The organism is Streptomyces sp. 17_S59, assembly GCF_056930295.1.
The window spans coordinates 5013154-5036888 of sequence record NZ_JBXOWD010000001.1; the positions used below are offsets into that span (position 1 = coordinate 5013154).

The 23735-nt window shown below is 69.7% G+C and carries 23 protein-coding genes and 2 pseudogenes; 8 read left to right on the forward strand and 17 right to left on the reverse strand.

The genetic code is table 11. The features are described from left to right. Positions 1–112: 112 nt before the first annotated feature. The 5 genes from ispF to AC1Z4A_RS23000 form a co-directional block, all read right to left on the reverse strand. The gene (gene ispF / locus AC1Z4A_RS22980) at positions 113–640 is read right to left on the reverse strand and encodes a 2-C-methyl-D-erythritol 2,4-cyclodiphosphate synthase (protein WP_483681682.1); all 528 of its coding nucleotides are present in this window, start codon (positions 638–640) and stop codon (positions 113–115) included. Further along, a complete protein-coding gene (locus tag AC1Z4A_RS22985) occupies positions 637–1038 on the reverse strand; it encodes a VOC family protein (RefSeq protein ID WP_483681684.1) in 402 nt (133 codons plus the stop codon). Before AC1Z4A_RS22985 ends, ispF begins: the two co-directional genes overlap by 4 nt. A gap of 99 nt (positions 1039–1137) precedes the next feature. Continuing rightward, positions 1138–1317 carry a hypothetical protein gene (locus tag AC1Z4A_RS22990; RefSeq protein WP_483681686.1) on the reverse strand — a complete coding sequence of 60 codons (180 nt, stop codon included), beginning with the start codon at positions 1315–1317 and terminating at the stop codon, positions 1138–1140. A 423-nt stretch (positions 1318–1740) separates the two neighbouring features. After that, the gene (locus AC1Z4A_RS22995) at positions 1741–2148 is read right to left on the reverse strand and encodes a hypothetical protein (RefSeq protein ID WP_483681688.1); all 408 of its coding nucleotides are present in this window, start codon (positions 2146–2148) and stop codon (positions 1741–1743) included. Beyond that, positions 2145–2624 carry a scabin-related ADP-ribosyltransferase gene (locus tag AC1Z4A_RS23000; protein WP_483683693.1) on the reverse strand — a complete coding sequence of 160 codons (480 nt, stop codon included), beginning with the start codon at positions 2622–2624 and terminating at the stop codon, positions 2145–2147. The genes AC1Z4A_RS22995 and AC1Z4A_RS23000 overlap by 4 nt, the downstream gene beginning before the upstream one ends. A gap of 131 nt (positions 2625–2755) precedes the next feature. On the opposite strand from AC1Z4A_RS23000, the pseudogene AC1Z4A_RS23005 reads away from it, so the two are divergent. After that, a pseudogene (locus AC1Z4A_RS23005) lies at positions 2756–2911 on the forward strand (NUDIX hydrolase); the annotation flags it as partial. 55 nt (positions 2912–2966) lie between these two features. On the opposite strand, the gene AC1Z4A_RS23010 reads toward AC1Z4A_RS23005, so the two are convergent. The 3 genes from AC1Z4A_RS23010 to AC1Z4A_RS23020 form a co-directional block, all read right to left on the reverse strand. Continuing rightward, positions 2967–3143, reverse strand: a complete 177-nt coding sequence (locus tag AC1Z4A_RS23010) for a multicopper oxidase domain-containing protein (RefSeq protein WP_483681690.1) — start codon at positions 3141–3143, stop codon at positions 2967–2969. Positions 3144–3153: 10 nt separating this feature from the next. Continuing rightward, positions 3154–3930 (reverse strand): hypothetical protein, encoded by a 777-nt coding sequence (locus AC1Z4A_RS23015; RefSeq protein ID WP_483681692.1) that lies wholly within the window; start codon positions 3928–3930, stop codon positions 3154–3156. Positions 3931–4038: 108 nt separating this feature from the next. Further along, positions 4039–5370 carry a chymotrypsin family serine protease gene (locus AC1Z4A_RS23020; RefSeq protein ID WP_483681694.1) on the reverse strand — a complete coding sequence of 444 codons (1332 nt, stop codon included), beginning with the start codon at positions 5368–5370 and terminating at the stop codon, positions 4039–4041. A gap of 742 nt (positions 5371–6112) precedes the next feature. Here AC1Z4A_RS23020 and AC1Z4A_RS23025 point away from each other — a divergent pair. Then, positions 6113–6268: pseudogene (locus AC1Z4A_RS23025) on the forward strand (IS5/IS1182 family transposase); the annotation flags it as partial. A gap of 37 nt (positions 6269–6305) precedes the next feature. Here the strand turns inward: AC1Z4A_RS23025 and AC1Z4A_RS23030 are convergent. Further along, positions 6306–6575 carry a hypothetical protein gene (locus tag AC1Z4A_RS23030; protein WP_483681696.1) on the reverse strand — a complete coding sequence of 90 codons (270 nt, stop codon included), beginning with the start codon at positions 6573–6575 and terminating at the stop codon, positions 6306–6308. A gap of 453 nt (positions 6576–7028) precedes the next feature. Here AC1Z4A_RS23030 and AC1Z4A_RS23035 point away from each other — a divergent pair, with 453 nt between their 5' ends. After that, positions 7029–8444: an NHL repeat-containing protein gene (locus tag AC1Z4A_RS23035; protein WP_483681698.1), complete on the forward strand. Its 1416-nt coding sequence runs from the start codon at positions 7029–7031 to the stop codon at positions 8442–8444. Between the two features lie 90 nt (positions 8445–8534). Here AC1Z4A_RS23035 and AC1Z4A_RS23040 read toward each other — a convergent pair whose 3' ends face one another. Further along, complete coding sequence (locus AC1Z4A_RS23040; RefSeq protein ID WP_483683694.1) at positions 8535–9125, reverse strand: TetR/AcrR family transcriptional regulator; 591 nt, start codon at positions 9123–9125, stop codon at positions 8535–8537. 113 nt (positions 9126–9238) lie between these two features. On the opposite strand from AC1Z4A_RS23040, the gene AC1Z4A_RS23045 reads away from it, so the two are divergent. Beyond that, positions 9239–9661: a DUF6463 family protein gene (locus tag AC1Z4A_RS23045; protein ID WP_483683695.1), complete on the forward strand. Its 423-nt coding sequence runs from the start codon at positions 9239–9241 to the stop codon at positions 9659–9661. Between the two features lie 278 nt (positions 9662–9939). Continuing rightward, entirely contained in the window at positions 9940–10248 is a 309-nt protein-coding gene (locus AC1Z4A_RS23050) for a hypothetical protein (RefSeq protein ID WP_483681700.1), read from the forward strand. A 28-nt stretch (positions 10249–10276) separates the two neighbouring features. On the opposite strand, the gene AC1Z4A_RS23055 is transcribed toward AC1Z4A_RS23050, so the two are convergent. Both AC1Z4A_RS23055 and AC1Z4A_RS23060 read right to left on the reverse strand, forming a co-directional pair. After that, positions 10277–11665 carry an FAD-binding oxidoreductase gene (locus AC1Z4A_RS23055; protein ID WP_483681702.1) on the reverse strand — a complete coding sequence of 463 codons (1389 nt, stop codon included), beginning with the start codon at positions 11663–11665 and terminating at the stop codon, positions 10277–10279. A gap of 51 nt (positions 11666–11716) precedes the next feature. Then, entirely contained in the window at positions 11717–12646 is a 930-nt protein-coding gene (locus AC1Z4A_RS23060; protein ID WP_483681704.1) for an antibiotic biosynthesis monooxygenase, read from the reverse strand. Between the two features lie 186 nt (positions 12647–12832). On the opposite strand from AC1Z4A_RS23060, the gene AC1Z4A_RS23065 reads away from it, so the two are divergent. After that, the gene (locus AC1Z4A_RS23065; RefSeq protein ID WP_483681706.1) at positions 12833–13381 is read left to right on the forward strand and encodes a nucleoside deaminase; all 549 of its coding nucleotides are present in this window, start codon (positions 12833–12835) and stop codon (positions 13379–13381) included. Positions 13382–13403: 22 nt separating this feature from the next. Here the strand turns inward: AC1Z4A_RS23065 and AC1Z4A_RS23070 are convergent, their stop codons facing one another. Then, positions 13404–13889: a hypothetical protein gene (locus tag AC1Z4A_RS23070; RefSeq protein ID WP_483681708.1), complete on the reverse strand. Its 486-nt coding sequence runs from the start codon at positions 13887–13889 to the stop codon at positions 13404–13406. Between the two features lie 217 nt (positions 13890–14106). Further along, positions 14107–14703 carry a TetR/AcrR family transcriptional regulator gene (locus tag AC1Z4A_RS23075; RefSeq protein ID WP_483681709.1) on the reverse strand — a complete coding sequence of 199 codons (597 nt, stop codon included), beginning with the start codon at positions 14701–14703 and terminating at the stop codon, positions 14107–14109. A 140-nt stretch (positions 14704–14843) separates the two neighbouring features. Here AC1Z4A_RS23075 and AC1Z4A_RS23080 point away from each other — a divergent pair, with 140 nt between their 5' ends. Beyond that, positions 14844–16517, forward strand: coding sequence for an MFS transporter (locus tag AC1Z4A_RS23080; RefSeq protein WP_483681710.1), 1674 nt, complete (start codon positions 14844–14846; stop codon positions 16515–16517). A gap of 71 nt (positions 16518–16588) precedes the next feature. Here AC1Z4A_RS23080 and AC1Z4A_RS23085 read toward each other — a convergent pair whose 3' ends face one another. Beyond that, a complete protein-coding gene (locus tag AC1Z4A_RS23085) occupies positions 16589–18448 on the reverse strand; it encodes a hypothetical protein (RefSeq protein WP_483681711.1) in 1860 nt (619 codons plus the stop codon). A 364-nt stretch (positions 18449–18812) separates the two neighbouring features. Between AC1Z4A_RS23085 and AC1Z4A_RS23090 the strand changes: the two genes are divergently transcribed. Further along, positions 18813–19010 (forward strand): hypothetical protein, encoded by a 198-nt coding sequence (locus AC1Z4A_RS23090; protein ID WP_483681713.1) that lies wholly within the window; start codon positions 18813–18815, stop codon positions 19008–19010. A 575-nt stretch (positions 19011–19585) separates the two neighbouring features. On the opposite strand, the gene glgB is transcribed toward AC1Z4A_RS23090, so the two are convergent. Continuing rightward, positions 19586–21796 carry a 1,4-alpha-glucan branching enzyme gene (gene glgB, locus AC1Z4A_RS23095; RefSeq protein ID WP_483681715.1) on the reverse strand — a complete coding sequence of 737 codons (2211 nt, stop codon included), beginning with the start codon at positions 21794–21796 and terminating at the stop codon, positions 19586–19588. Positions 21797–22088: 292 nt separating this feature from the next. Next, a complete protein-coding gene (locus tag AC1Z4A_RS23100; RefSeq protein WP_483681717.1) occupies positions 22089–23543 on the reverse strand; it encodes a maltokinase N-terminal cap-like domain-containing protein in 1455 nt (484 codons plus the stop codon). Positions 23544–23735 lie beyond the last annotated feature (192 nt).

Genomic DNA, 23735 nt, shown 5'->3' on the forward strand with positions numbered 1-23735 from the left:
TCTCCACGCGCGATCACACAGTGGCCGAGCAGTCGAAGAACTACCGCTACTCCACCAATCATCACCCGGGCCCGGGCGAGACTGGGCGTGATCTTCCGGGTTTTCCGGCGGGTCAGCGACCCGTACCACCCGCCGGATCGCCGATGATCAGCGCATTGGCGATGGCCGCCAGCCCCTCGCCGCTGCCGATCCAGCCCAGGCCCTCGGGGGTGGCGGCCCCCAGGAACACGGGCGCGCCGAGGGCGGCGGCGAGCACCTTCTGCGCCTCGGCGCGACGGGGCCCGAGCTTGGGCCGCTCCCCGATCAGCTGGACCGACACATTGCCGATCGCGAACCCGGCCTCCCGGACCAGCCGGGCGGTCTCGACCAGCAGCGCGGTCGGAGCGGCGCCTTCCCACTCCGGCGTGGAGGTGTCGAAGTGGGCACCCAGGTCGCCGAGGTCGGCGGCCGTCAGCAGCGCGTTGCACGCTGCGTGAACCACGACGTCACCGTCGGGCTCCCCTGCCAGCCCCACGGGCTCGTCCGGCCAGTCGAGTCCCGCGAGCCGCAACGGCCGCCCCGCCGCGAACGGGTGGATGTCCACTCCGGTCCCGATCCGGGGCAGTTGGAGCGGGCCGAGGTACGCGTATGCGTCACTCATCGGACCGACCTCCGGTTCAGCTGGATCAGGTCCCAGCGGTTCCCGTAGAGGTCCTGGAAGACGGCCACCGTGCCGTAGGGCTCGGTCCGGGGAGGCTCCTCGAACTTCACTCCGGCCGCCCGCATCCGCGCATGGTCCTGGTCAAAATCATCGGTGTTCAGGAACAACCCGACACGTCCGCCCGTCTGGTCGCCCACGCGCGCTTCCTGGTCAGGCGTGACGGCCCGCGCGAGGAGCAACGCGGTCTCCCGCGCTCCCGGCGGGGCGACAACCACCCAGCGCTTCTCTTCGTCAAGACGGGTGTCCTCGACGAGTTCGAACCCGAGGGCGTCCACGTAGAAGGCGATGGCCTCGTCGTAGTCGCGCACGACGAGGGCCACCAGTCCGAGATGTGTCATGTGGCGATCATGACCTACCGAACTGCCGTGTTTCACACCCTGGCCCCGAGACGGCGAGCGTACGGCCCCGACCCTCACGCCTGCTCTCGCCGGACGGGGCTATGCGGTGAGGTCGAGGAAGTCGGCGACAGCCCGGACTCGGCGGTGGGCGGCGAGTTGTCCGCGGAGGGTGGCCAGGGTGCTCGTGCCCCGGGCGGAGTCCGCGCCGCCCAGCTGCTCAACAGCGCGCTCGGCGATGACGACGGCCGCGTCCACGTCGCCGAGCGCCAGGTGGGCCACGGCCTGACGGGCGCGAGCGCGACAACGCCACGCAGGCACGGGCCCGGGCGGAGGCCGAGGCCCGTACTGCGGCGGCCAAGCGTGCGGAGGCGCAGGCGGCTGCGGCTGGCGCGGCGGCTGCGCGTGAGCGGGCGGCTGCCTACGAACAGATCACTCTGCAGTGGAAGGGCGCCCTGCCCGCGCCGAAGCTGTCACGCCTCGTGAGGGGAAGTCGCGTGCAAGCACGCGAACTTGGAGCGTCTGGCGTGGCCGTGACACAAGCGACCCCGGAGCAGCTGGCGGACGTAGCGCGGTCAGCGCTGGTGACGTCGGCGAAGCGGGTGCTGGGCGTATGTGGTGGTGCGGCCGCGGTGATCAGTGCCACGACAGCATCACCACAGCTCGAAGAGGCCCCACCGGAAGCGAACCGGCGGGGCCTCATGGCTACTTGTGCGAGAACCCGAAGAACCTCATCACCGCACGGCGCTGGTCTTCGAGCGTGCCCACTTCGGAAAACAGAGCCGGTGCGAAGATGTCCACCAGATCGGCATCGGTCAACGGCGGGTCCCGCCGCAAGGTGTAGGCGAGCCGGCCGTTAGACATCTGGCGGCCCATCCCCGACGGGAAGACCATGGGACGCGATCCCTGGCAGCAGAGGAGGAGCCCTTCCTCCTCAAGCGTGCGGCGCACTTCCTTGAGACACTCGAAGAGATCCACGTCCGGATGAACGGTAGCCGTCCCGTCGGCCCGGACCAGCTTGACGCCCGGTGTGCCCGAGTCTTCGACTTCGAGGACCACAGTCTCCTGGCGGCCGTCATCACCGGCAGCGATCAGACGCACTTCCTCCATCACAGTCCCAGGGGACGGTAGTTGGGGTTGGGCAGCCACGTTCCGTTGCGTAGCCGCACGCCGATGATCCGGCCCGGGTCGATGCGCCCTGGAACGGCGATCTCCTCTTCGTCGGCATATACGTTCTCCGGCCATGCTTCGTTCACGTCGATCCCGAAAATCTCGTCGATGTGGTACACGTTGCCGCCACGGCCCTTGGCGATGGACTCATACTTGGTCGTCGCCACATATCCCGAGTCCTTCGACCAGCCGGAAGCGTGCTCCATCAGATCCATGTTCGACCCGCGTGGCTCGAACCCTATCTTGAAGATCTCGTCCGGTTCCCGGGTGTCGCTCCGGTACACGACCTTGGGGCGGCACTTCTTGTACTCGGCGGCCGCAGCGCTCGCGAACCCATGGTATGAACGGGCGGCCGACTGACGGCCCGCGGCGAAGCCGTGCTTCGGTTTCTTGGGTCGCTTCGGCGGGTCGGACTCCACCAAGCAGTCGGGAATCCTCTTCGAGCGTCAGTGCGTCCCCCGCCACTGGAAGCCCCGAAGTCCGTATCCCCATCGCGTGAGCAAGCCACCGTACTGCCACGAGAGCGGCGACTGTAGGGGGCATCACGCCGTTGACCCTGGGGCCGCAGCAGCTCACGCCCACCGAGGAAGACTTCAAGCTGTCCTGGTGGTCCATGCCGGACGCCATCACCGCCGCCACCGAAGGGCGCTTCCTCCTCCCGGCAGGTCCCCTGGCCCTCCTGCTCACTGATCGCCTCGTCAGCTGAAGTGCGATGCCTGGTCGGCCCGAGGCCGGCACGTCGGCGCTGGACCGACAACCCCCTACACCACCTCGAAGTTGGCCATCATCGCCATGTCCTCGTGTTCGAGGTTGTGGCAGTGCAGCATGTAGCGGCCCTTGTACCCCACGAACCGCACCAGCACCTCCACCACCTCGTACGGACGGACGTCCACCGTGTCCTTCCAACCGCCACTGCCGTGCGGGGTCCCCCTACGCATGGCCCGATGGTCAGCGGTCGAGCTGCTCGGCGATCCGCAGTAACTCGGCCGTCGGGAGCTGTAGACCTTTGCTGAGCACAGCCATGCTGTATTTGCCGTTGTACCAGGTCAGGCATCGGGAGGAGGCTTGCTCGCGCAGGTGGGCCGGATGCCCGTCGACCCAGGCGGTAGCGTCACCAGCGTCGTCTGGTGCGCCCTTGGCGACTTGAGCGATGGCTAGGGAGGGCCGCGCGGAGCCCTTCCGGTAGAACCGTGTCCATGCGGCCCTGCCTGTTCGGTTGAATGGCGACGGTGCGCAGTGTTCAGTTGACGGCTCGTCGTAGATCTCGTCGGTCTGTGCGTAGCCCGAAGGCAAGTAGCGGGGGCCGACGAGCCGGACACCGTCGAAGGGCGTGATGGTCGCGCCGGTGCCGGCGTCGACGAGCCGCCGCGTACCTAGCGGTGCTGCCAGGGTGATGGAGATCTGCTGATCGGTGCTCGTGCACTGGTGCCGCAGGTCTGCGGATGTTTCCCTGAGTACCACGGTCACGGTGTCCGCGAACTCGCGGGCCTGCAGCTGGGGGCGTTCACTCTGACACGGGGCCCATCTGGCTGCGGTGGTCAAGGTGCGGCCGTCCCGGCTCACCAGGACGTCGCCGAGGACCGCCGCGTCATCGCGATGGGTGTGGTGGTGCCGTTCGCCCAACCACCATGCGGTTGCAGCGACGATGACCACGGCGACTGTGCCGGTGATCCACAGCGTGCGTATGACGCGCTTCAGCTGCTGCGGTTCCACGCTCTGCTCCACGGTTGGACGGTGACGGGGCGGGCCCGAGCCTGGCACCTTTCGCCGGGTCGGGGAAGTGCGGCGGGCCGACGTCGTCATGCTGGCGCCAGCCCGCTCCTGCCGGGTTCGTCACCCGGTGACAAGGGTCCACTTCATGACGGCCAGGGTCTGGGCGATGGGAACGTAGTACACCCCGCCTAGGCACCACGGTTTGCGCTGGTGCCCGTCGAGGACGGTGTTTTCGTTCAGCTCTGAGGGGCAGGTGACTGTCTTGTCGAGTGCGGTGATCGTTCCTCGTGCCTCGTCTGCGGTCCAGTTGTTTGCCTCGACGAAGACTGGTCCGCCGCTGTCGCCGTTGACTGCCGCGACGCCGTGCGAGGGCCAGTCGGTCGCGTATCCCCGGTCGGTGATGGGCCGGTATCCGCCGTCCGCTCCGGTGACACCGATGTCGACCTTGTCCAGGACGACGTTGCAGTGGACCCCACCGTTGGCGCCGTCGGTGCACACGTAGTCGCCGACGAAGTTGTGGCCGAACCCGACGACGGGCTTTGCGTACCCGTCTGTCCTGTTCGCCTCGCCGTCGTACAAGGCTCCGCGGGCGTTGTCGTGCAGAGCGATGCCGATGGTGTCCACGAGGCTGTTGCTCTGCAGGCGGTCGCTGACTCCGACGTCGTCACCGCCTTCCCAGGTCCGCCAGTACCCTTCGCTGCCGTCGCAGTGCTTCGCGGTGGAGAGCATGAATTTCCCGAGACGGTCCTTGACCGCGAAGCCGCTGGAGCAGATCCCGCCCGTGGGGTTCTTCAGGGCCGCGCCGCCGGTCCAGGGGGCCGTGTCGTTCTTCCGCGTGCCGCCGTGTGCCGCTGGGCCGAACGCCAGCTGTGCGGAGGGGGCGGCGCTGGGCGCGGGGACCTCGCTCAGGGGCTTGTAGATTGCCGCGGTGTTGATGCCGGTCAGCCGGTCAGCGAGGGCTTTGACATCGATTGACCTGTGCTGGCGCTCGGAACGCACCAGCGGGTCGACGCGGTCCTGCATTCCCGTACCCCGGTCCTCGTCGTAGGTGACCTCCAGACCCCTGCCGTCGTTCGCCCCCGCGATACTGGTGATCCGTATCGGCTCCGCCGTGGAGGACGGCCGCAGGCCGATCGGCTTCCCGCCCTCGAGCAGCTTGGCGCGTGCCTCGTGGAGCTCGGCCTTGGAGTACCGGGCCGACAGGACCTCCGCCGTCACCCCGCTGGGCAGGTGTGCAAGGATCTGCCGGACCCGCTGGGGCGGCGTTCCCTTCCAATAGAGCCGCAGGTGATTGTGCTTTGGGTCGACTTCGACCTCGGTAAAGCCGGCGAGCTTGGCACGGTCGTACTCCGAGAGGCCCTCGGTGATGTCGCCCGCCACCTCATCGAGCACGCGCTGCTGCTGCTGGATCTCCAGCAGGCGAGCGTCTGGAGCCGCCCGATGCGGGGTCACTGCACCAGCTGACGGCGAATTGACGATCAGTGGTACGGACGCGCTCACGGCTGCGACAGAAAGAACTGCCGCTCTCCACCTCTTCGTTCTGGCATGGGTCGTCACTGGCGTTCCCCCTAGAGTTGACCAAGTGGACGCGGAGCAGCCTGCCTATTGGTGGGGGCACAGAGGAACCAGGGATTCGGCCATTCCGCACCAAAGCCAGCCTTCACCCCTCGCAGGGGGCAATGCGCTGCTCGCGCGTGTATGTGCGTCAAACGGGCTGACGACGGTCATTGACGCCCTGCACCCGGCGCCCATCTGCTTGTTGAACAGCTCCTCGGCGACGTGCTGCCTACGTCATCCTCTGCCCGAACGACATGGGCGACGAGTCGATCCGTCGCACCGGTCCAGCCGTGTTGGGACCGGTTGAGCCGTTTACGTAGTCCGAGACTTCCACCTCGAAAGCCCACTCCCCGTCGGTCCAGTCATGGACGCCGTGCAGGTGCGGACGCGGCACACCGTCAGGTACCAAGTCGGCGGCTCCGAGGATGCCTTCCCCCGGCTTCCTTCCCGCGTTGGCTCTGGCCGTGCGGCCCACCCTCAGCCACCGGTCCCCGCGCGCCGCCCGAGCGTGACGCCGAGGAACCCCCATGCAAGCGGCCCTGTGCACGTAAGGCCCAGAGCCTTGGCCGCCCGGTCGTGGGCGGCCTCCACCAGAGCCCGCACCTCCTCATTCAGGGGCGAGTTCAGCCGTCACCTCGGCATCCTGGTCCCCCCGCGGGATCACACGGTTGCCGGGCAGCCGAAGAACTATCGGTACTCGGCTGACCACCAGGTCGTCATCGATCCCGACACCCGGCTCGTCGTCGCCCTCGGCAGGCCGGTCACCGGCAACCACAACGGCTGCAAGGCGTGGGGGATCGTAGAGTCGCGGCGACGGTCGTACGGGCCGTTCAGCACTCCTCACCCTCGCTTGGCCCATGTCCGCGGTGGGTGATGTTGCGGTGGTAGTAGCGGTGGAAGTTCCGGACCGACGAGCCGTCCGTCTTCACCCACAGCGGCTTGTCCAGCGGGCGCATCCACCGCAGGATTGCCCCGTCGGCGCGGGCGTTGCGCCGGACGACCCACCAGAGGAAGGCGGCGATCACCCGGATCAGTTCGCTCGCCAGCTCCACCACGGATGCCGCGCGGGCCTCGGCCGCCTGCTGGAGGTTGTCGCTCACGTCTCTCCCTCGCCCCTTTAGTTGTGCCGTACCGGCAGCGCGCGGACGGCCTCGATCGTCTCCACCGGCCGTGTGGACGAGCACGCCGCCGCGGAGGCGACGTCCAGGCCCATGCCGCAGGGTCAATCCTCATGTCCCCTGTTCGCTCTGGCGGGACAGCTACGCCCAAGGGCCTCACACACCCGGAGCCGTACTCTGACACAACATTCACAGCAGCACGTGTGATGGATATGCCGCACAGAGGGCTGCAAAGGTGCAGAGGAATCATTTCACCACCACCGAATGCCGGCCGCCTGAGAAATGCTTGAACGCGCACCTCACGTCGTGTGTTCAAGCCAATCTTCCAGCGGCCACTTGCGCGGCACCCGCGCCGGGCCGATAGCATCCGATATCAATCAATTTCGGCCGGGAGATCCTTCGCTCTTGAGTGACGCATCGAAGGAGTGGTCCAGAATGCCGGGCACTGGCGAACCCGAAGAATACCCTCTCCTCAACGGCGTGGTTACTCCGCACTCCGTCACCGTCGGACCGGACGGATATCTTTGGGTGACGACCCAGGACAGCAAGCTCGTCCAGGTGAATCCGACAAGCCTTGCCAGCCAACTCCCGGTCCGTAACGACGTCCCCATCCCCACCGCCGGGATCATTCCGGACCCCAGCCCGAAGGGGACGGACGGGAGGAAGGCCGTATGGTTCGCCTCTCTCTCGGATTCGGACGAAGACCCGATCATCAAATACGACATCGTGAACCAGAAGCGACTCACCGAGTTCAAGCTCGGCTATGAATCCAGGGCCCAGACCCTCACGTGGCTCCTGATCGATACGGGTGCCGCCGGGACTCCCGTGTATTCCTATTGGGTCATGTTCGCCGAACCCGTGTACATCATGGTCGGATACTGTGACCCGGAAGACGAGTCCGGCACTCCCGGCATGTATCCGTTTCCCGACCCCCAGCAGAACCCCGTCTACGACACCTGGCTCTGGTCCGTGGCCGTCACCGCTCCGGTGAACGCGAAATCGCTTAGCGATTGCACCTATTGGGCGACGGGCCAGGCCAGCACAGGAGACTACCCGCGGAAAACGAACAGCCTGTACAGGTATACCCCGGCCAATGACGAGCAACCCGAGCCCATTCCGCTCCCCGGGGGAAGCAGTCAGAAGCCGGTTCACGTCGTCGCCAGCCCCAATGGGGACGCGGTATGGATAGGCACCGAAAATCCGAACCAGATCTGCCGGTACGACACAGCCCTCCGCAGCTGGACGCAACGGTACATCTCCCGAGGCGGCACGCCTCGGCAAATGATGCTGGGCACGGACGGAAATCTCTGGGTGGCGTGCAGCAACGGGATCTCACGCTTCCGTACGGACAAGAGCATTACCGAGCTGCCGGGCCCGTCCCTGCCGAACGGCGGCGACGCCTTGGGGCTGTGCGTGGACAAGCACGGTAAATGGGTCTGGTACACCAACCCGACCAACATGTCGATCGGGCAATACCCGATTCCCGATGACCCCGAAAGTGCCTGCGGGAAAACCCGGTTCGTGTCCCAACTGGTGACGGAGACAGCGCCGGGGCAGCTCACCGGAATGTCGGGCGTGGTGCAGTACGTCAGCAAGGGCCTGCCCATCCCGGGCGTGCCGCTCACCTGCCGTGTGGTCTCCGACGGTGGCACGACGTTCAACGACGGAACGACAGAAACCCTCCTGACTACGGACGCCCGGGGCCGGGCCGCGCTCCCCGCGCTGCGGGCCGGTCGGGAGGAGGACCGGGTGGTGCTGAAGGTCGGCCATGGGGACTCGGAGCCTCCCACCACGATCTCCCTCCGTGTGCGGTCTGAGCCGGGCAAGGGTCCCGAAGCGAACGAATCGTGACCTCTTTGGATGCCACCGTGCTCTCCGATCGGCTCGCCCAGCTAGGGCGTGTGTTGGCCGACCGTCCACAACTCTCCCTGGGCAGAACGCCTAGCTCGCCGGCGGGTCCGTGGGGTCGGCCTTGCCGGGCGGGCGGTTGAAGATGAACTCGCTGGCACGGGCGCGAACCTGGGCGCGGGTGCGGCCGGGGTGGTCGGCGGCGAGGAAGTGGCTGCCGATGGCCATGCAGAAGGCGAGCAAGCTGCGGACCTCGACCTCATCGGGGTCTGTGCAGACAGTGCTGAGTGCGTCGCGCAGCAGCTGCATCCGCCGGTTGTCCACGCGGCGCAGGCGGTCGGCGATCGCCTGGTCGCGGCGGGCCCAGTCGCGGACGGCCAGGTCTATGGGCAGCAGGCGGTCGCTGGAGAAGGTGAGTTGCCCGGCCAGCCGAACCTTGTCCAGAACGTCGCCGCTCTCGTGCTCGATCCGGTCGAGGATGTCGTCGACGCTCTCTCGCTCCCAGGCGTCTAGCATCTCCGTCAGCAGCGCGTCACGGTTGGCGAAGTAGCCGTAAAACCCGCCCCTGGTGACGCCCAGCGTCTTGGCCAGGGCCTCGACACGCACCGCATCCACGCCGCCTGTGGCCAGCGCTCGCAGTCCCTCTTCGACCCACATCCCGCGCGGTGTGCGCAGACTGCCCATCGTGTGATCCACCTCGCCTTTCTCTTGGTTGTACATGGCTGTACAACCGGTCTAGCCTCGACTTGTACATGACTGTATAACCAAAGAGGGTCATGGCTGAACGGAGAAATCAGATGGTCAAGTGGGCAGGTTGGATCATCACCATCGCCGGAATCGGGCACACGCTGGGCAGCCTCGTCGAAGCGGCCCCGGACCATGCTGGAACATGGTTTGGCGGGTGGAACTTGGGGGACTACCCCGAGATGAGCGACGCCGGCGTCGCGTGGTGGTACTCGGGGTACAGCTTCGGACCGCCGCTTCTCCTGATCGGCCTGACCGTGCTGTGGCTGGACCGCCGCGCTATGACGCCGCCACTGTTCATCCCGTGGGCCATGGTGGCGTGGGTCGTCGTCGGCTTCGTGGTCGACGGGCCCTCGCCCTTGCTGCTCCTCCTGGTCGCGGCCGGTCTGTTGCTGGCCGGAGCCCGGCGCACCAGGCGCCACGAGGACGCGTCGCTCCAGGCCGACACGGCTTCCAGGGCGCGCATCGAGTCGTGATCAGGCCGCCCATGGCGCGGAGTGACGAGGACGGCTGGATCCGCGGCCGGCGCCGCTGCCGATGAACTGGACGTTGCGGATGCTGGGGTACGGCAATCTGGGGGCGCAAGCTCACCGCGGACAAGCCCGCCTGCCAGCCCCTGCTCGACCTGGCCGACGTCCGCAACGCGGCCACGCCGCCGCCCGCTTCCGCCACCGGCGCGTACTTCGGCACCAACGGCCGTGAGTACTCCGTCATCCAGCTCACCCAGTTCGGCACCGGTCAGGCGGCCAAGGCCATGACCTCCGCCGAGTCCGCCGTCGGATCCTGCGCCGCCTTCACGGCCACCGAGTCGGGCCACCCCGCCACCAAGGTCACCTTCAGCAAGGCCACCTACAAGGCGACCGGTGACGCCACGCTGGCGCTCATGGCGACGTTCAGCTCGCCCGACTGCGGCGACGGCGCGTGCGAGACCCGCAGTTACGTCGCCGTCCGCACCGGCGACGTCATCACCCTGGTCTCCAACTCGGCCCTCAAGGACCCCGGCATGCCCGGAGAGGACACCGTCAACAAGCAGCTCGACAAGCTCCGCACCGCCGCCAAGTAGGGCCGGCACCCGGGCGGCGGTCGGCCCGTCACGGCGTGAGGTAGGAGTGGAACAGGTTCTCCGGGTCCCATCGCGCCTTGAGTTCCTGCAGGCGGTCCCAGGCGGCGGGGGCGTACGAGCGCCGGACTGCGGCCGCGCCGGCCTCCAGGTCGGCCTCGGCGATGTAGTGGCCGCCGCGCCCCGATGGGTCCGCCGCGCCCATCGCCTCCCGCAGCCAGCGGGCGTTGGCCTCGTCCTCGGCCGCGTCGTCCCAGATCGCGTAGCAGACGAGATACGACTCACCGAGCGGGGAGAAGGCCATGCCGCGCAGCAGGGCCGGCTCCTCGGACACCGGCTGTACCGGGGCCAGTACGAGGGACCGGCCGGAGGGGGCGTGCGCGATCGCGTCGGCCGTCCGGGTCAGCTGGGTCTCGTAGCTCTCCGCCGACCACAGCGTGTCCGCCGCGTAGCGGCGCTCGGGCGGCCACAGTTCGGTGGCGCCCGCGTGCAGGGCGGCGAAGGAGGTGGGCTCGGGCGGTTGCCGGGAAACGGCGCTCGTGGCGAAGGGGCAGCCGGCCACGGGTGCCAGTGAGGCGAGCGCTTCCTCCGGTGTCGCGGCGAACGCGGTGGCCCCGACCACGACCTGTGCTCCCGCCGGGTCCGGTGCGCCGGACGCGGCAGTGGCGGAGGCCTTCAGGACAAGGGCCGTCTCGACGTTCGGCGGGAGTTCGCGCGCGGTCCGTTCCGCCCAGCGCGTCACGCGGCCGGCGTCGGACAGCGGGAACGCCAGGCTCGTCGTCATGATGGATGCCGGCTGGGCGTGCAGGCGGAGCCGGAAGCGGGTGACGACGGCGAAGAAGCCGGGCCCCGCGCCCCGAGCGGCCCAGAAGAGATCGCTGTTCTCCGTCCCGGAGCAGATCACCGTGCGGCCGTCGGCCGTGACGGCCCGGATCTCCCGGACGTCGGCGCATGCCGCGCCCCACGCGCGGGAGTTCCAGCCCAGCCCGCCGCTGAGCAGGTATCCGCCCACAGCGACGGAGGGGCAGTGGCCCACGGGGAAGGCGAGCCCGTGGGGGGCGAGCGCCGCGACCAGGTCCCGGCCGGTGGCGGCGGGCCCCACCGTGGCAGTCGCCGACCCGGGGCCGACACGGCACTCCGCGAGCCGGGACAGGTCCATCAGCAGCCCGCCGTCCCGGAGCTGGGATCCGGACCAGTTGTGGCCGCCGGAGACTGTCGACACCCGCAGCCCGTGGGTTCGGGCGTAGGCCAGGGCGTGGGAAACGTCCGCTTCGGATGCGGGCCGCACGACGGCGGCGGGGAACCGCCCGGGCTTGAGCCCGTTCCAGACCGCGCCGGTCCTGGCGCGCTCGTAGCCGGGATCGCCGCGCCGGATCAGTGTCCCTTCGACGGCTCCTTCCACGGCTCCTTCGGACATCATGGCCTCCTCGCTCGGCCGGTGTGGGAAGCGGTCAGTGCGTCATCAGAGCGGTCAGTGCGTCACCAGTCCGAAGACCGCGATGGCCACCAGATAACAGAGCACCACCACGGCCGCGCCCGCCAGGTCGACGCGGCGGCCGCATGCGCGCGCGGGCACCAGCCAGAAGGCGAGCGCCCTGTTCACCAGAGGCATCAGCAGCCAGGTCAGCGCGCTGACGCTCAGCATGTTCCCGATGAACAGGCCGATATATCCGGCAACACCGAGACCGTTCAGCTCGGCGCCCACGGTCAGGTTCAGCACCGTCACGGTGGGATAGAGGGCCAGGAGCACCGACATGGCCTGTTTCCAGTTGGGCGGAGCACGGCCCTGCGCTCCCTCGCCGAAACGGAACCAGCCGCTGAACGCCGAGCCGACCTTGCGCACGTCGTAGGAGGCGAAATAGTTACGCCCCTCCTCCAGCAGCGCCGCGCGGACATCGGAGGCGAGCCATGCGTCGAGGTGTTCGCGCGTGTCGAAGCGGAAGACGACGACCCAGCGCTCCTGCACCCCCTGGACCGGACTGAACAATTCGGACCCCATGAATCCGGGTGCCTTCTCCTGCGCCTTGAGGGTCTTCGCCTGCCAGCGCAGGAACCGCTGTTCCTGTCCGGGCTTCACCTCGTGCGCGATGACGGCCGTGACGGCCTCCGGCGCCCGCTCGGGAGCGGCACCGCCGCGGAGCACTTCCTGGGTCGGGGGCCCGTCGAACAGCTCCTGCCCTTCGGCGAGCAGTTCCTGCCTCCGGCGCGAGTTCAACCAGGCGGTCAGGCTGTCGATCCCGGAGAAGCGGAAGACGGCCACCCATTCGTTCTCTTCGCCGGTTTCGGGCGAGTAGACCTCGGCGCCCTCGAAACCAGCGAATTCGCCGGCGGCCTCGTTCGTCCTGTCCTGCCAGCGCCGGTAGGCCTCGACGCGGTCTGCGTGCACCTTCAGCGAGATCACGACGGTGGCGTGGTCAGCCCCGGCGTCACGGCTTGCACGGGAACCCACCCGGGTTAGGCTAGTGCATATACAACTTATAGGGCAAATCGGGCTCCTTGGTGCAGGTGCGCTCGTCATGGGTGCGTGCCCGTTCAGTCTCATTCAGCGATGCCGATCGGAGACTGCGTGATGGGACACAAAGAGTTCATGGCCGAAGCAGTACGACTCGCCACCGAGTCGGTCGAGAACGGCTGGGGCGGTCCGTTCGGCGCGGTGATCACCCGCGACGGCGAGATCATCGCGCGCGGGCAGAACCGCGTCCTCCTGACCAGCGATCCCACGGCCCACGCGGAGATGGAGAGCATCCGCAAGGCCGTGCAACGCCTCAATCCCGAAGCGCCGTCGGTCTCCGAGGAGCACCAGAACGAGAGCATTCTGGAGTACGTGCCCCGCCCCGAGGGCTCACCGGACCCGGTCCCCGAGCGGGCCCGGATGCTTCAGGGCTGCTCCATCTACATCAGCGGCGCCCCGTGCCCGATGTGCATGAGCGCCATCTACTGGTCGCGGATCGACGCCGTGTACTTCAGCCGTGACCTGGAGGACACCCGTCGGATCGGTTTCGACGACGCCTACCAGTACGAGGACTTCACGAAGCCTTTCAGTGAGCGGAGGATCAAGGTCGAGCAGATCCACCCCGAACTCGGCGCCCAGGCCTACGATGCGTGGATGAACAAGGCGGACCGGCACGCGTACTGACCGCCCCGGCACGGATTCCCGGTCAGACGGTGCCCAGCCCGATGCTGCCGTGGCCCTGGGCCCTGCCGTACGTCCCGTCTCCGACGAGGTCGGCGTAGTAGCCGCCGCCGGCAACCGCCTGGACGGTCGAGGTGCCGATGTCCAAAGGCACGTTCAGCGTCGCCGTCCCCCCGCCGTTGGTGTAGGCCGTGCCGAGCGACTTCCCGCTAGCCAGGTAGAACTTCACCGCTTTGCCCGCCAGGGGCTGACCGGTCTCGGCGTCCGTGACCAGCGCGCCCAGGTTTTCCAGCTGACGCGTCAGGATGTTCAGTGTGGCCTCCGAGGCGTAGACCCGCGCGGACCTGACCGTCACCGGACTGGGGTTACCCACTGCACTTCCGCCATGGCGCACCGCCCCCGCAGGAGCGCCGGCCGCCCCGTCGGCCAGCGCCACCCCGCCGCCCAGCGGACTCCCGAGCACCGTGACCAACGCGCAGACCACCGCTCCCCTGCCGAGAAGACTCTTCACTCAGCCCAACCCTCCATCTCCTGACCGGCGGACACCGGCAGCGGGCCCGACACACAGACAGAAGGAGAGTGCCGACACCAGGTAAGAGCAGACAAGCCGATCAGCGACATTGCCCGGTCGAATTCCTCACGGCGGGTGACGGGAGCGCCCCGACATGGACGCCGGGCGAGTGCAGTCCGAGAGATCGGTGCTTCTCGGACAGTTCAGAATCGGTGCCCTAGACCGCCAGCCGCCCCACCAGCGCCACCGCATCCGCCGTCGGGACCCCCGCCGCCGTCAGTGCCGTCACCGCCGCGCTGCGGCCCGCATCCGCCGGGGCCAGGATGCCGTCGTTGACGGCCTGCATCAGGCCGAACAGGACCTGTTCGCGTACGTACGCCAGCGCCTCCGCCGGCAGCGGTGAGGTGAACACCCCCTCGTCCAGGCCCCGCTGGAGCATCGCCGCGCACTCCCGCCGCACCGGCTCCAGACGGCGGTGGATGCCCTCCACCGTGACGCTCCGCTGCGCGAGCGAGATCAGCAGGCGGTAGCCGTCGGCGATCTCCCAGACCGCGAGCATCGAGCGCGCCAGCGCCTCCGCCGGGTCGGCCACCCCGTGCAGCGCCTCCGCCTGCGCCGCCGCCACCGTTTCCGCCGCATCGTCCACCAGGGCGCCGATCAGTGCGTCGCGGCTGGGGAAGTGGCCGTAGACCGTGCGCCGGACGACGCCGGCCGCGCGGGCGATCTGGTCCATGCTCGCATCCGCGTCGCGCAGCAGCTCGGCGAGCGCGATGTCCATGATGCGGCGGCGATTGGCGCCCGCTCTGCCAGTCATCGGTTCTCTTCTCGATCGGGTCCCGGACGGTGGCGGGTCCTGTGGACGGTCCTTCATTTTGCACACCGCCGCGCCGTCCCGTAATTTGCACACCAGTGTGTAATTGCACAGCCATGTGCAAGTTTCGAAAGGGGTGGCCGATGGGCCTCGCGTTGTCGACCCCGGTCGACGAGATGGACGGTCCGTACAAGAGGCGCTGGGCGGCGCTCGGGGTGCTCTGCATCAGCCTGCTGATCATCGTCATGGCCAACACGTCCCTGACGGTGGCCGCGCCCGACATGGTCCAGGACCTCGGTCTCGGCAGCTCCGACCTCCAGTGGGTCATCGACGGCTACACCGTCCCGTACGCCGCGCTGATGCTGATCCTGGGTGCGGTCGGCGACAAGTACAGCCGCCGTGGCGCGCTCGTCCTCGGCCTCTTCGTCTTCGGCGCCGCCTCCGTCGCGGGCTCGCTGGTCCACAGCGCGGGCGCGGTCATCGCCGCCCGCGCGGTCATGGGCGTCGGCGCGGCCATGATCATGCCGGCCACGCTCTCGCTGCTCGCCGCGACCTTCCCGCGCGCCGAGCGCGCCAAGGCGATCACCATCTGGACCGCCACCGCCGGCCTGGCCATCGCCGTCGGCCCGCTCGTGGCCGGTGCGCTGCTGGAGGACCACGGCTGGGCCTCGACGTTCCTCATCAACGTGCCCATCGCCGCCCTCGGCATCATCGGCGCGCTGCTGCTCGTACCGCCGTCCAAGGCGGCCGCCAAGGGCGCGATCGACTACGTCGGCGGCCTGCTGTCCGTCATCTGGGTCGGCTCGCTGATCTACATGATCATCGAGGGGCCGCACTTCGGCTGGGGCGCCAAGGCGATCGGCGCCGCCGTGGCCGCGGGCGTCGGCCTGGTCTGCTTCATCCTGTGGGAGCTGCGCCACCCGAGCCCGGTGCTGGACGTGCGCCGCTTCACCAAGCGCGCCTTCGCCGGCTCGACGATGGCCGTCGCGCTCTTCTTCCTCTCCGTCTTCGGCGCCTTCTACTACCTCACCCAGCACCTCCAGTTCGTCCTCGGCTACTCGCCGCTGGACACGGGCATCCGGATGCTGCCGCTGGCGGGCGCGGTGTTCGTGGGCGGTGCGCTGACCGCGCTGCTCACGCCGAAGTTCGGCATGAAGGTCACGGTGGCGCTCGGCATGACCGTCGGCACGGTCGCCATCGCGCTGCTCGCGCGCGTCGACGAGCACTCGGGCTACGGCGACTTCGTGCTGCCGCTGATCATCCTGGGCCTGGCCATCGGCCTGTCCCTGTCGCCCTGCACCAACGCCATCATGGGCTCCTTCCCGGAGGACCAGCTGGGCGTCGGCGGCGCCGTCAACAGCACCTCCATCGAGATGGGCGGCTCGCTGGGCATCGCGATCCTCGGCACGGTGCTGGCGAAGACCTACTCGTCCAACCTCGGCGACGCCGCTGCCGAGGCGGCCGCCGCGGGCGGGCCGAAGCTGCCGGAGAAGGCGCTGTCCGCCGCGCAGGACTCGGTCGGCGCCGGCCTGTACGTGGCCAAGGAGGTCGGCAAGCAGGTGGCCGCCGGTGCCGCGCCGAAGGTCGGCGCGGAGAAGGCCGCGGCGCTCGGCGCACAGCAGGCCGGGACGGTCGTGGCCGCCGTCCACAAGGCCTTCGCGGACGCCGTGGCCCACACCAGCGTGGTCGGCGCGATCGTCCTCGGCGTCGGCACGGTGCTGGTCGCCTTCCTGCTGCCGGGGCGCTCCGCGCAGGCCGCGGCGGATGGTGTGGCCGATGGCGTGTCGGCGGCGGAGAAGGAGACGGCCGGGGTCTGACCTCGCTGCGCCGCATGCGCCCCGCGTCCCTCATCGGGGCGCGGGGCGCACCCGTATTCCGGCGTGCTCCGTCACGGCCCGGAGGCGATCGGGGGCGGCAGGGGCCGGGGGCCCGGGATGCTGATGTGGAACCGGACCGCGAGCCCGGACTGGCCCGGGTGCCGCAGCGGAAGAGCGGGCACCGGCTCCAGCCCGTCCGCCGACGCGGCCCTCCCCGGAAGGCAGTACGGAAGCGCCACCTCGGTCCTGCCCGCGCTCCGGCCCGTGAGCACGTGCGCGGCTTCGTCGGGGTAGTTGGCCCGGCGCAGGATCTCCGCCACGGTCAGCACCTCGACCCAGGGCCGCTTGTCCCGGACCCTGCTCAGGACCCAGTCCACGTCGCTGTGCTGCCCGCCCTTGTGGAGGGCCGCCACCAGAGCGGGAATTCCCGCCGCCGCCCGGAGGCGGCCCGCGGCCGACAGGACCAGATAGGCCTCGGAGTCGTATCCGGCCCGCCGCAGTTCGGCCACCACCTCCAGCAGGCGCGCAGCGGGCCGGGTCCGCCCGATGGTGTCCCGGATCCGGAAGTTGTCCGGCTCCTGCCCGGCCCTGCGGAGCACCTCCAGCACCGGCGGCACCATTTTCGGCGGCCGGACCCGGGCCACGGCCGCCAGCACCCGCTCGACATCGGCATCGTGTCCGCCGGCGTGCAGCATGGCGAGCACCCTCCGGACGTACTCGGGGCTCCCCTCCCGCCCCACCGCCGTCGCGATGCGCATGGCGGCGACCTCCTGGCCCGCCGTCCGCGCCTCCGCCATGGCCTGCGCCGTGGCCAGGGGAGACCTGTCCGCCGGGAGCGGCTGCGGAACGCGGCGGTTGTCCGGCCGGCGTTCTGTGGTTGTCCGGTCGGCTATCCGGCTGGTTGTTCGGTCGGCCGTCCGGCGGCCTGTCCGGCTGCCCGTCCGACCGTCCGTGCCCGAGTCGTTCTGCCGGAGTTCGTCGGCGAGCCGGTCGAGTCGGTCGTCTCCGTCGTCCAGGCGCGAGGTCAGCTTCGCCAGGACTTCTTCCACGTCGTCTCCGGCCGCCTCGCCCGGCCCCTCGTCGGGGGAGACCACCCTGCTGTCCGGGACGGCGGACGGGCCCTCGTCGCCCGGGCCGGGGCGCCAGCGGCGCAGCCGGTCCAGCTCCGCCATGAGGACGCGGACCTGGCCCTGGGCCTGCTCGGCCAGCTGCGCGGCCTTCTCCCGCTCCTTCTGCGCGCGCCGCAACGCGTACTGGGCCTGGGCCCGTTGGGCCTCGCTGCGCTCCAGCCGCTTGTGGACCTTCCGCAGCAACTCCGCCTCCGTGCCGGCGGGACGCAACCGGGTCCGCTCGGCCTGCAGCGCCTCGATGTCGCGCTTCAGCCTGTCCACCGTGGCCAGGAGCAGTATCGCCACGCTGCTCGCGTTGCTGCGGGCCCGTTCGAGTTCCGCGACGCGGTCCCACGCGCGCTGCAGCTTCTCGTTGGTCTCCACGGACTGGACGCGGATCCTCTGTAATTCCGCGGCGAACCGTGACGTGTCAACCGCAGGGCCGGACGCACCCGGCTCGTCCTGTCCGGTCAGGTCCGGGCCGCTCTGCTGCTCCTGGGCCGCGCAGATGCGTTTCCACAGGGGGCGGGCCTCGTCCAGCAGGCGGGCCTGCGCCGCAGCGTTGTTGCGGGAGCACACGTCGGCCACGGCTTCGACGAAGTCCCATTGCGGGTTCACGCCCGCCAGCCGCTCCCCGACCGTCGAGCGGCGCGGGACGCGGCCGTCCGAGAAGTGATCGGGCTTCAGCTCCTCGAGCAGGTCGCCCAGGCGCAGCCCCGCCTCGTCCATCCAGCGACGGAGCAGCCGGGCGAGCGCGTTGGCGTGCTCCGAGGAGCCCTGCAGCTGCCCCCAGGGCCTTGTCCGCCTCCCTCCAGCGCTCAATGTGGGCTCTCCTTACGTTCGCAATGGCAACTGAGCTTGTCCGCACTTGTCCGTCCGGCGGCCCGGACAAGTGGACCGGGGTCGTTCCGGCAGGCGAACCTCGGATCAGGGCGCGCGGTGGCGTCGGCCCCGAAACGGAATCCGCTGGGAGTCTCTCGATGAATCTACTGAAGCATGCTTCCATGCTTCCTCGCACGCCGCGGACTTCGCGTAACTCCGGGACGGAACACGGGAGTTTACCCGGTTGGTCTCGTATCGGTGAACGAAACGTGACATGAGAGACCTCGGAGCAGCGGCCCAACTCCGGTTCCGCATGGGCCCCGTGTCTCCCGCACCACCACACCATCCAGCTCAGGAGGAGCAAGTGCACCATGGCATCGCGGCACAGTGGTTCGAGGTCATATTGGCCTTCCGGGTCTTCGGTCCGGACGCCTTCCGGTTGCTGCGCCGACTGCTCACCGCCGGGGTGCGGGTCGGCATCACCGGACTCGGTGCCACGGCTCGGCATGCCGCGCCGGAGCAGGCGCAGGAGCCATGTTGGCGCGTGGACCACGGTGAGTGATGGTGCCGCGGGGCGTCAGAACCGTCGGGTTTTACCGGTGCAGGTGTGTTCCGGCGTCAACGTGATGCGATTGCTTGTCGCTCGTAAATCCGCGCAAACGGCGCCCAGTTGGGCGCCAGGGGCGATAAGGTCACCCATGTGACGCAACAGCGCTGAAGCTGGCCCTCGGGTCGGCTCGTCGCGTTCGGGACTCCATCCGGGGGCCTCGGACGGGGCCGGCGCTTGCCGTGTCTGGTCCGAGGTTCCCTCGTGGAGCCTCGCAGCCGGCGAGCTCCGACCCGAGGAGAGGCGCACTATGTCGCGTCATAGGAAGCCAAAGCCGCCGATCGACTGGGATCGGACGAAGCACCGGGTGAAAGCAGTGACGCCGTGGGTGGAACTGCTCGTCGCCGTCATCGGGCTTGTCCTGATCTTGATCAGCAAGGTGTGACCGGCGGGGCCTACAACCATTAGGCCCCGTACGGCCAACCTCTTTGGCTGCCCGTCGCTGGCTCCAGTCCCTGCGGCGGGCTTCCCTATGCGGTCCACCGTAGCGCACTGAACAGTGCGCTGCCGCTCCACAATCGCCTTGTGTCTCACACCGCCCGCAGCCACACCGTCGCCAGCGGCGGCAGCGTCAGCGTGAGAGCGGCCCCGTGGCCGTGGCTGCCCGGCTGCTCCGCCTTCAGCGGATCCGGGTTGAGCACCCCGCTGCCGCCGTAGCGGGCCGCGTCCGTGTTCAGGAACTCCTCCCACACCGGATGCCCCGACGGCACGCCCAGCCGGTAGCCGTGCCGCACCACCGGGGAGAAGTTGCTGACCGCCAGCACCGGCGAGCGGTCCGCGTCCTCGGCGAAGCGCAGAAAAGCCAGGACGTTGTCCTCCGCGGCGTCCCCGGCCACCCACGCGAAGCCCTCCGGCACCGTGTCCCGCTGCCACAGCGCGGGCATCACCCGGTAGCGGGCGTTCAGATCGCGCACCAGGTCCCGTACGCCCCGGTGGTCCGGCTCGGCGGCGTACGAGGGATCCAGCAGCCACCAGTCCGGGCCGTGCGCCTCGGACCACTCCGCTCCCTGCGCGAACTCCTGGCCCATGAAGAGCAGTTGTTTGCCTGGGTGGGCCCACATGAAACCGAGGAACGCCCGGTGGTTCGCGCGCTGCTGCCACCAGTCGCCCGGCATCTTCGAGACCAGCGAGCGCTTACCGTGCACCACCTCGTCGTGCGAGATCGGCAGGACGTAGTTCTCGCTGTACGCGTAGACCATGGCGAACGTCATCTCGCCGTGGTGGTACTTGCGGTGCACCGGCTCCTTCTCCATGTACACCAGCGAGTCGTGCATCCAGCCCATGTTCCACTTCAGGCCGAAGCCCAGCCCCCCGAAGCCGCTCGGGCCGACTTGGTGGGTCTCCCGCGTGACGCCGTCCCACGCGGTGGACTCCTCCGCGATCGTCACCACGCCCGGGCAGCGCCGGTAGACCGTCGCGTTCATCTCCTGGAGGAAGGCCACCGCGTCCAGGTTCTCCCGGCCCCCGCGCTCGTTCGGCGTCCACTGGCCCGTCTCACGCGAGTAGTCCAGGTAGAGCATCGACGCGACCGCATCCACCCGCAGACCGTCGATGTGGAACTCCTCGCACCAGTAGACCGCGTTCGCCACCAGGAAGTTGCGGACCTCCTTGCGCCCGTAGTCGAACTCCAGCGTCCCCCAGTCCGGGTGCGCCGCCCGCGTTGGGTCCTGGTGCTCGTACAGCGGACGGCCGTCGAACTCGGCCAGCGCCCAGTCGTCCCGCGGGAAGTGCGCCGGCACCCAGTCCATCAGCACCCCGATGCCCGCCCGGTGCAGCGCGTCCACCAGACACCTGAAGTCGTCCGGCGTGCCGAGCCGGGCCGTCGGGGCGTAGAAGCCGGTCACCTGATAGCCCCAGGAGCCGCCGAACGGATGCTCCGCGACCGGCATCAGCTCCACGTGCGTGAAGCCCAGGTCCTTGACGTACGCCGGGAGCTGCTCGGCCAGCTGCCGGTAGCCCAGCCCCGGGCGCCAGGACGGCAGGTGCACCTCGTAGACCGAGAACGGCGCCTCGTGCACCGGCCGCACACAGCGCCGCTCCAGCCACGCCTCGTCCCGCCACACATGGCGCGACGCCTCCACGATCGAGGCGTTCGCGGGCGGCACCTCGGTGCGCCGCGCCATCGGGTCCGCCCGCATCGTCTGGGAGCCGTCCGGGCGCGTGAGCAGGAACTTGTACAGGGCCCCCTCGCCGATCCCCGGCAGGAACAGCTCCCACACCCCCGTGCCGCCCAGCGAGCGCATCGGATGGCCGGTGCCGTCCCAGTGGTTGAAGTCCCCCACCACCCGGACCCCCAGCGCGTTCGGCGCCCACACCGTGAACCGGGTGCCCGCCACCCCCTCGTGCGTCATCGGCCGCGCGCCCAGCGCCCGCCACAGCTCCTCGTGTCGGCCCTCGCCGATCAGGTGCAGGTCCAGCTCGCCCAGCGCGGGAAGGAAGCGGTACGGGTCGTGGACCTCCAGCTCGGTGTCGGCGTCTGTGTCGTCTGTGTCGCCTGTGTCGTAATTTACGACCAGGCGGTAGCCCGCCGGGATCTCCCTCAGCGGCAGCACCCGGGCGAACAGCCCGTCCCCCTCGTCCCGCAGCTCCGCGCGCAGGCCCTTGGCCACGACCGCCACCGATCGAGCGCGCGGGCGCAGTGCCCGGAACACCACACCGCCCGGCACGTGGTGCGCGCCCAGCAGAGCGTGCGGGTCGTGGTGTGTTCCGGCCAGGAGGCGGGAGCGGGCGGCTTCGTCCATGGGCTCGGTGGTGCGTGTGGGTGCGGGGGCGGGGGGTGGTGTGGGTGTGGGTGTTGGGGTGGGGGCGATTTTGGGGGGTGCTTCCGTGCTCGGGTGTGGTAGCGCCAGCGGCTTCCGTTTCGGCCTGGGCGGTGCTCCCCGGCGGGCGGGCAGGAACGTGGCAGGGATGCCGCCCGGCTCCGGGAGCGGCGGCGGGGGGCCGGTCGGGGGGCGTGCGGTCACGGGGTGGTCCTCCAGGGGGCGTTCGGGGGGCGGGTGTGGGCGTGGGTGTGGGTGCGGGGGCGTGGGTGGGTCATGTCGTGGGCTCTTCGGTCGGGTGCCGGTCGTCCGCCCTTGCGAGTTTGTGGATCGCCGACATCGGGACCGACAGCCAGTCCGGGCGGTGCCTCGCCTCGTAGAGCACCTCGTAGACGGCCTTGTCCGTCTCGTGCGCGCGCAGCAGCCGGGGGTCCTCGCGCGGGTCGTGGTGGACCGCGGCATAGCCCTCGCAGAACGCCGTGCGCGCCGCGTCCGCCCAGCCCGTGCCCGACGCGTGGCCCACGGCCGCCGCGTAGTCGAACGAGCGCAGCATGCCCGCCACGTCCCGGGCCACCGGCTGCGGGCGGCGCCGTTCCGCCAGCGGGCGCGCGGGCTCGCCCTCGAAGTCGATGAGGCTCCAGCGGCCGTCCGCCGCCGTGCGCAGTGTCTGGCCCAGGTGCAGGTCGCCGTGGATGCGCTGCGCGTTTCGCGGGTGCCCGGACTGGGTGGACCGCCCCGAGGTGGTGGCCAGTTCCTCGTACGCCCTGCGCAGTGCCGCCCGGTAGGGGCGCAGCGCCGGGACCGCCTCCGCCGCGGCGTCCAGGCGCCGAGCCATGGCGGCGGCCAGGCGCTCCAGCCGGGGGCGGTCGAGGTCGACCGTCGGCAGGGCCTCCGCCAGGGCCAGGTGCACCTCCGCAGTGGCATGCCCGAGGGCGCGCGCCGAGGCCGTGAAGTCGGCCTGCACCGCGAGTGCGCCCAGAGCCAGTTGCCAGCCGTCCGCGGAACCCGGCAGATAGGGCTGGAGCACACCCAGCGTCATCGGCTCCCCGCCGGGACCGGCCTCCGTCTCGAACCAGGCGGCCGGCGCCGGGACCCTGGAGCAGCCCGTCTTCGCGAGTGCGCGCGGCAATTCGAGGTCCGGATTGATGCCGGGGCCGACCCGTCGGAAGAGCTTGAGAATATACGTTTCGCCGTAGACCGCCGAGGAGTTGGACTGCTCGGCCCCCAGGAGGCGCGGCGTCAGACCGGGCGGAATCTGCGTGTCCGGTTCGCGGCTGAAACGGAGCGGGCCCAGGCGTCCCGGCACCCTCAGCCGCTCCAGGAGCAGGGTCGCCAGCCGGGGGTCGGCGAACCCCTCGTACACCGTCCGGCCGTGCAGTGGACCGCCCTGCGGGCAGCCGATGAGTGCGGGGGCGAGGGGTGGAGGCAGTACGTCGCGGATGCCGAGCAGCAGTTGGTAGCAGTCGTCGGTCGGGCCCGTCTGGTGGGTGCGCAGGAGGAGGTGGAGCAGGCCCGGGGCCGTGCCGCCGTGGGGGCGGGGCAGCAGCTCGGTGGCCGTCACGAGGGTGAGGCCGGTGATGGGGCGGCCCTTGCCTGCGAACCAACGCTGGCGGGGGAGCCACTCCAGGAGCAGCGGGGTCAGTGAGGCCAGCAGCGCGGCGTCGGCCGACGGTGTTGGCGTCAGGAGACCGGGGCTCGTCCCCCGGTGGGACGGTGCAGCGTCCGACATGGCGTCGCGTCCTTTCCCCGGGGCACACGGCCAGTCTGGGTGAAGTGTCCCGGATTGCGGCTTTGTGTGCGAGCTTTGGTGCGGGTGCGTGCTGTGTCGTGTCGTGGCTGATGCCGTCTGTCGCGTGCGGGGCCGGGGCGATGGGGGGACCCCCATCGCCCCGGCCCCTCCCGTCGGTGGGTCCCCCTCTCG

What these genes read in the sequence shown, in the direction of transcription:
- ispF (WP_483681682.1), bottom strand. Translation starts at nt 640, where the DNA reads ATGAGTGACGCATACGCGTACCTCGGCCCGCTCCAACTGCCCCGGATC.
- AC1Z4A_RS22985 (WP_483681684.1), bottom strand. Translation starts at nt 1,038, where the DNA reads ATGACACATCTCGGACTGGTGGCCCTCGTCGTGCGCGACTACGACGAG.
- AC1Z4A_RS23010 (WP_483681690.1), bottom strand. Translation starts at nt 3,143, where the DNA reads ATGCGTAGGGGGACCCCGCACGGCAGTGGCGGTTGGAAGGACACGGTG.
- AC1Z4A_RS23035 (WP_483681698.1), top strand. Translation starts at nt 7,029, where the DNA reads ATGCCGGGCACTGGCGAACCCGAAGAATACCCTCTCCTCAACGGCGTG.
- AC1Z4A_RS23040 (WP_483683694.1), bottom strand. Translation starts at nt 9,125, where the DNA reads ATGGGCAGTCTGCGCACACCGCGCGGGATGTGGGTCGAAGAGGGACTG.
- AC1Z4A_RS23045 (WP_483683695.1), top strand. Translation starts at nt 9,239, where the DNA reads ATGGTCAAGTGGGCAGGTTGGATCATCACCATCGCCGGAATCGGGCAC.
- AC1Z4A_RS23050 (WP_483681700.1), top strand. Translation starts at nt 9,940, where the DNA reads ATGACCTCCGCCGAGTCCGCCGTCGGATCCTGCGCCGCCTTCACGGCC.
- AC1Z4A_RS23055 (WP_483681702.1), bottom strand. Translation starts at nt 11,665, where the DNA reads ATGATGTCCGAAGGAGCCGTGGAAGGAGCCGTCGAAGGGACACTGATC.
- AC1Z4A_RS23065 (WP_483681706.1), top strand. Translation starts at nt 12,833, where the DNA reads ATGGCCGAAGCAGTACGACTCGCCACCGAGTCGGTCGAGAACGGCTGG.
- AC1Z4A_RS23075 (WP_483681709.1), bottom strand. Translation starts at nt 14,703, where the DNA reads ATGACTGGCAGAGCGGGCGCCAATCGCCGCCGCATCATGGACATCGCG.
- AC1Z4A_RS23080 (WP_483681710.1), top strand. Translation starts at nt 14,844, where the DNA reads ATGGGCCTCGCGTTGTCGACCCCGGTCGACGAGATGGACGGTCCGTAC.
- glgB (WP_483681715.1), bottom strand. Translation starts at nt 21,796, where the DNA reads ATGGACGAAGCCGCCCGCTCCCGCCTCCTGGCCGGAACACACCACGAC.
- AC1Z4A_RS23100 (WP_483681717.1), bottom strand. Translation starts at nt 23,543, where the DNA reads ATGTCGGACGCTGCACCGTCCCACCGGGGGACGAGCCCCGGTCTCCTG.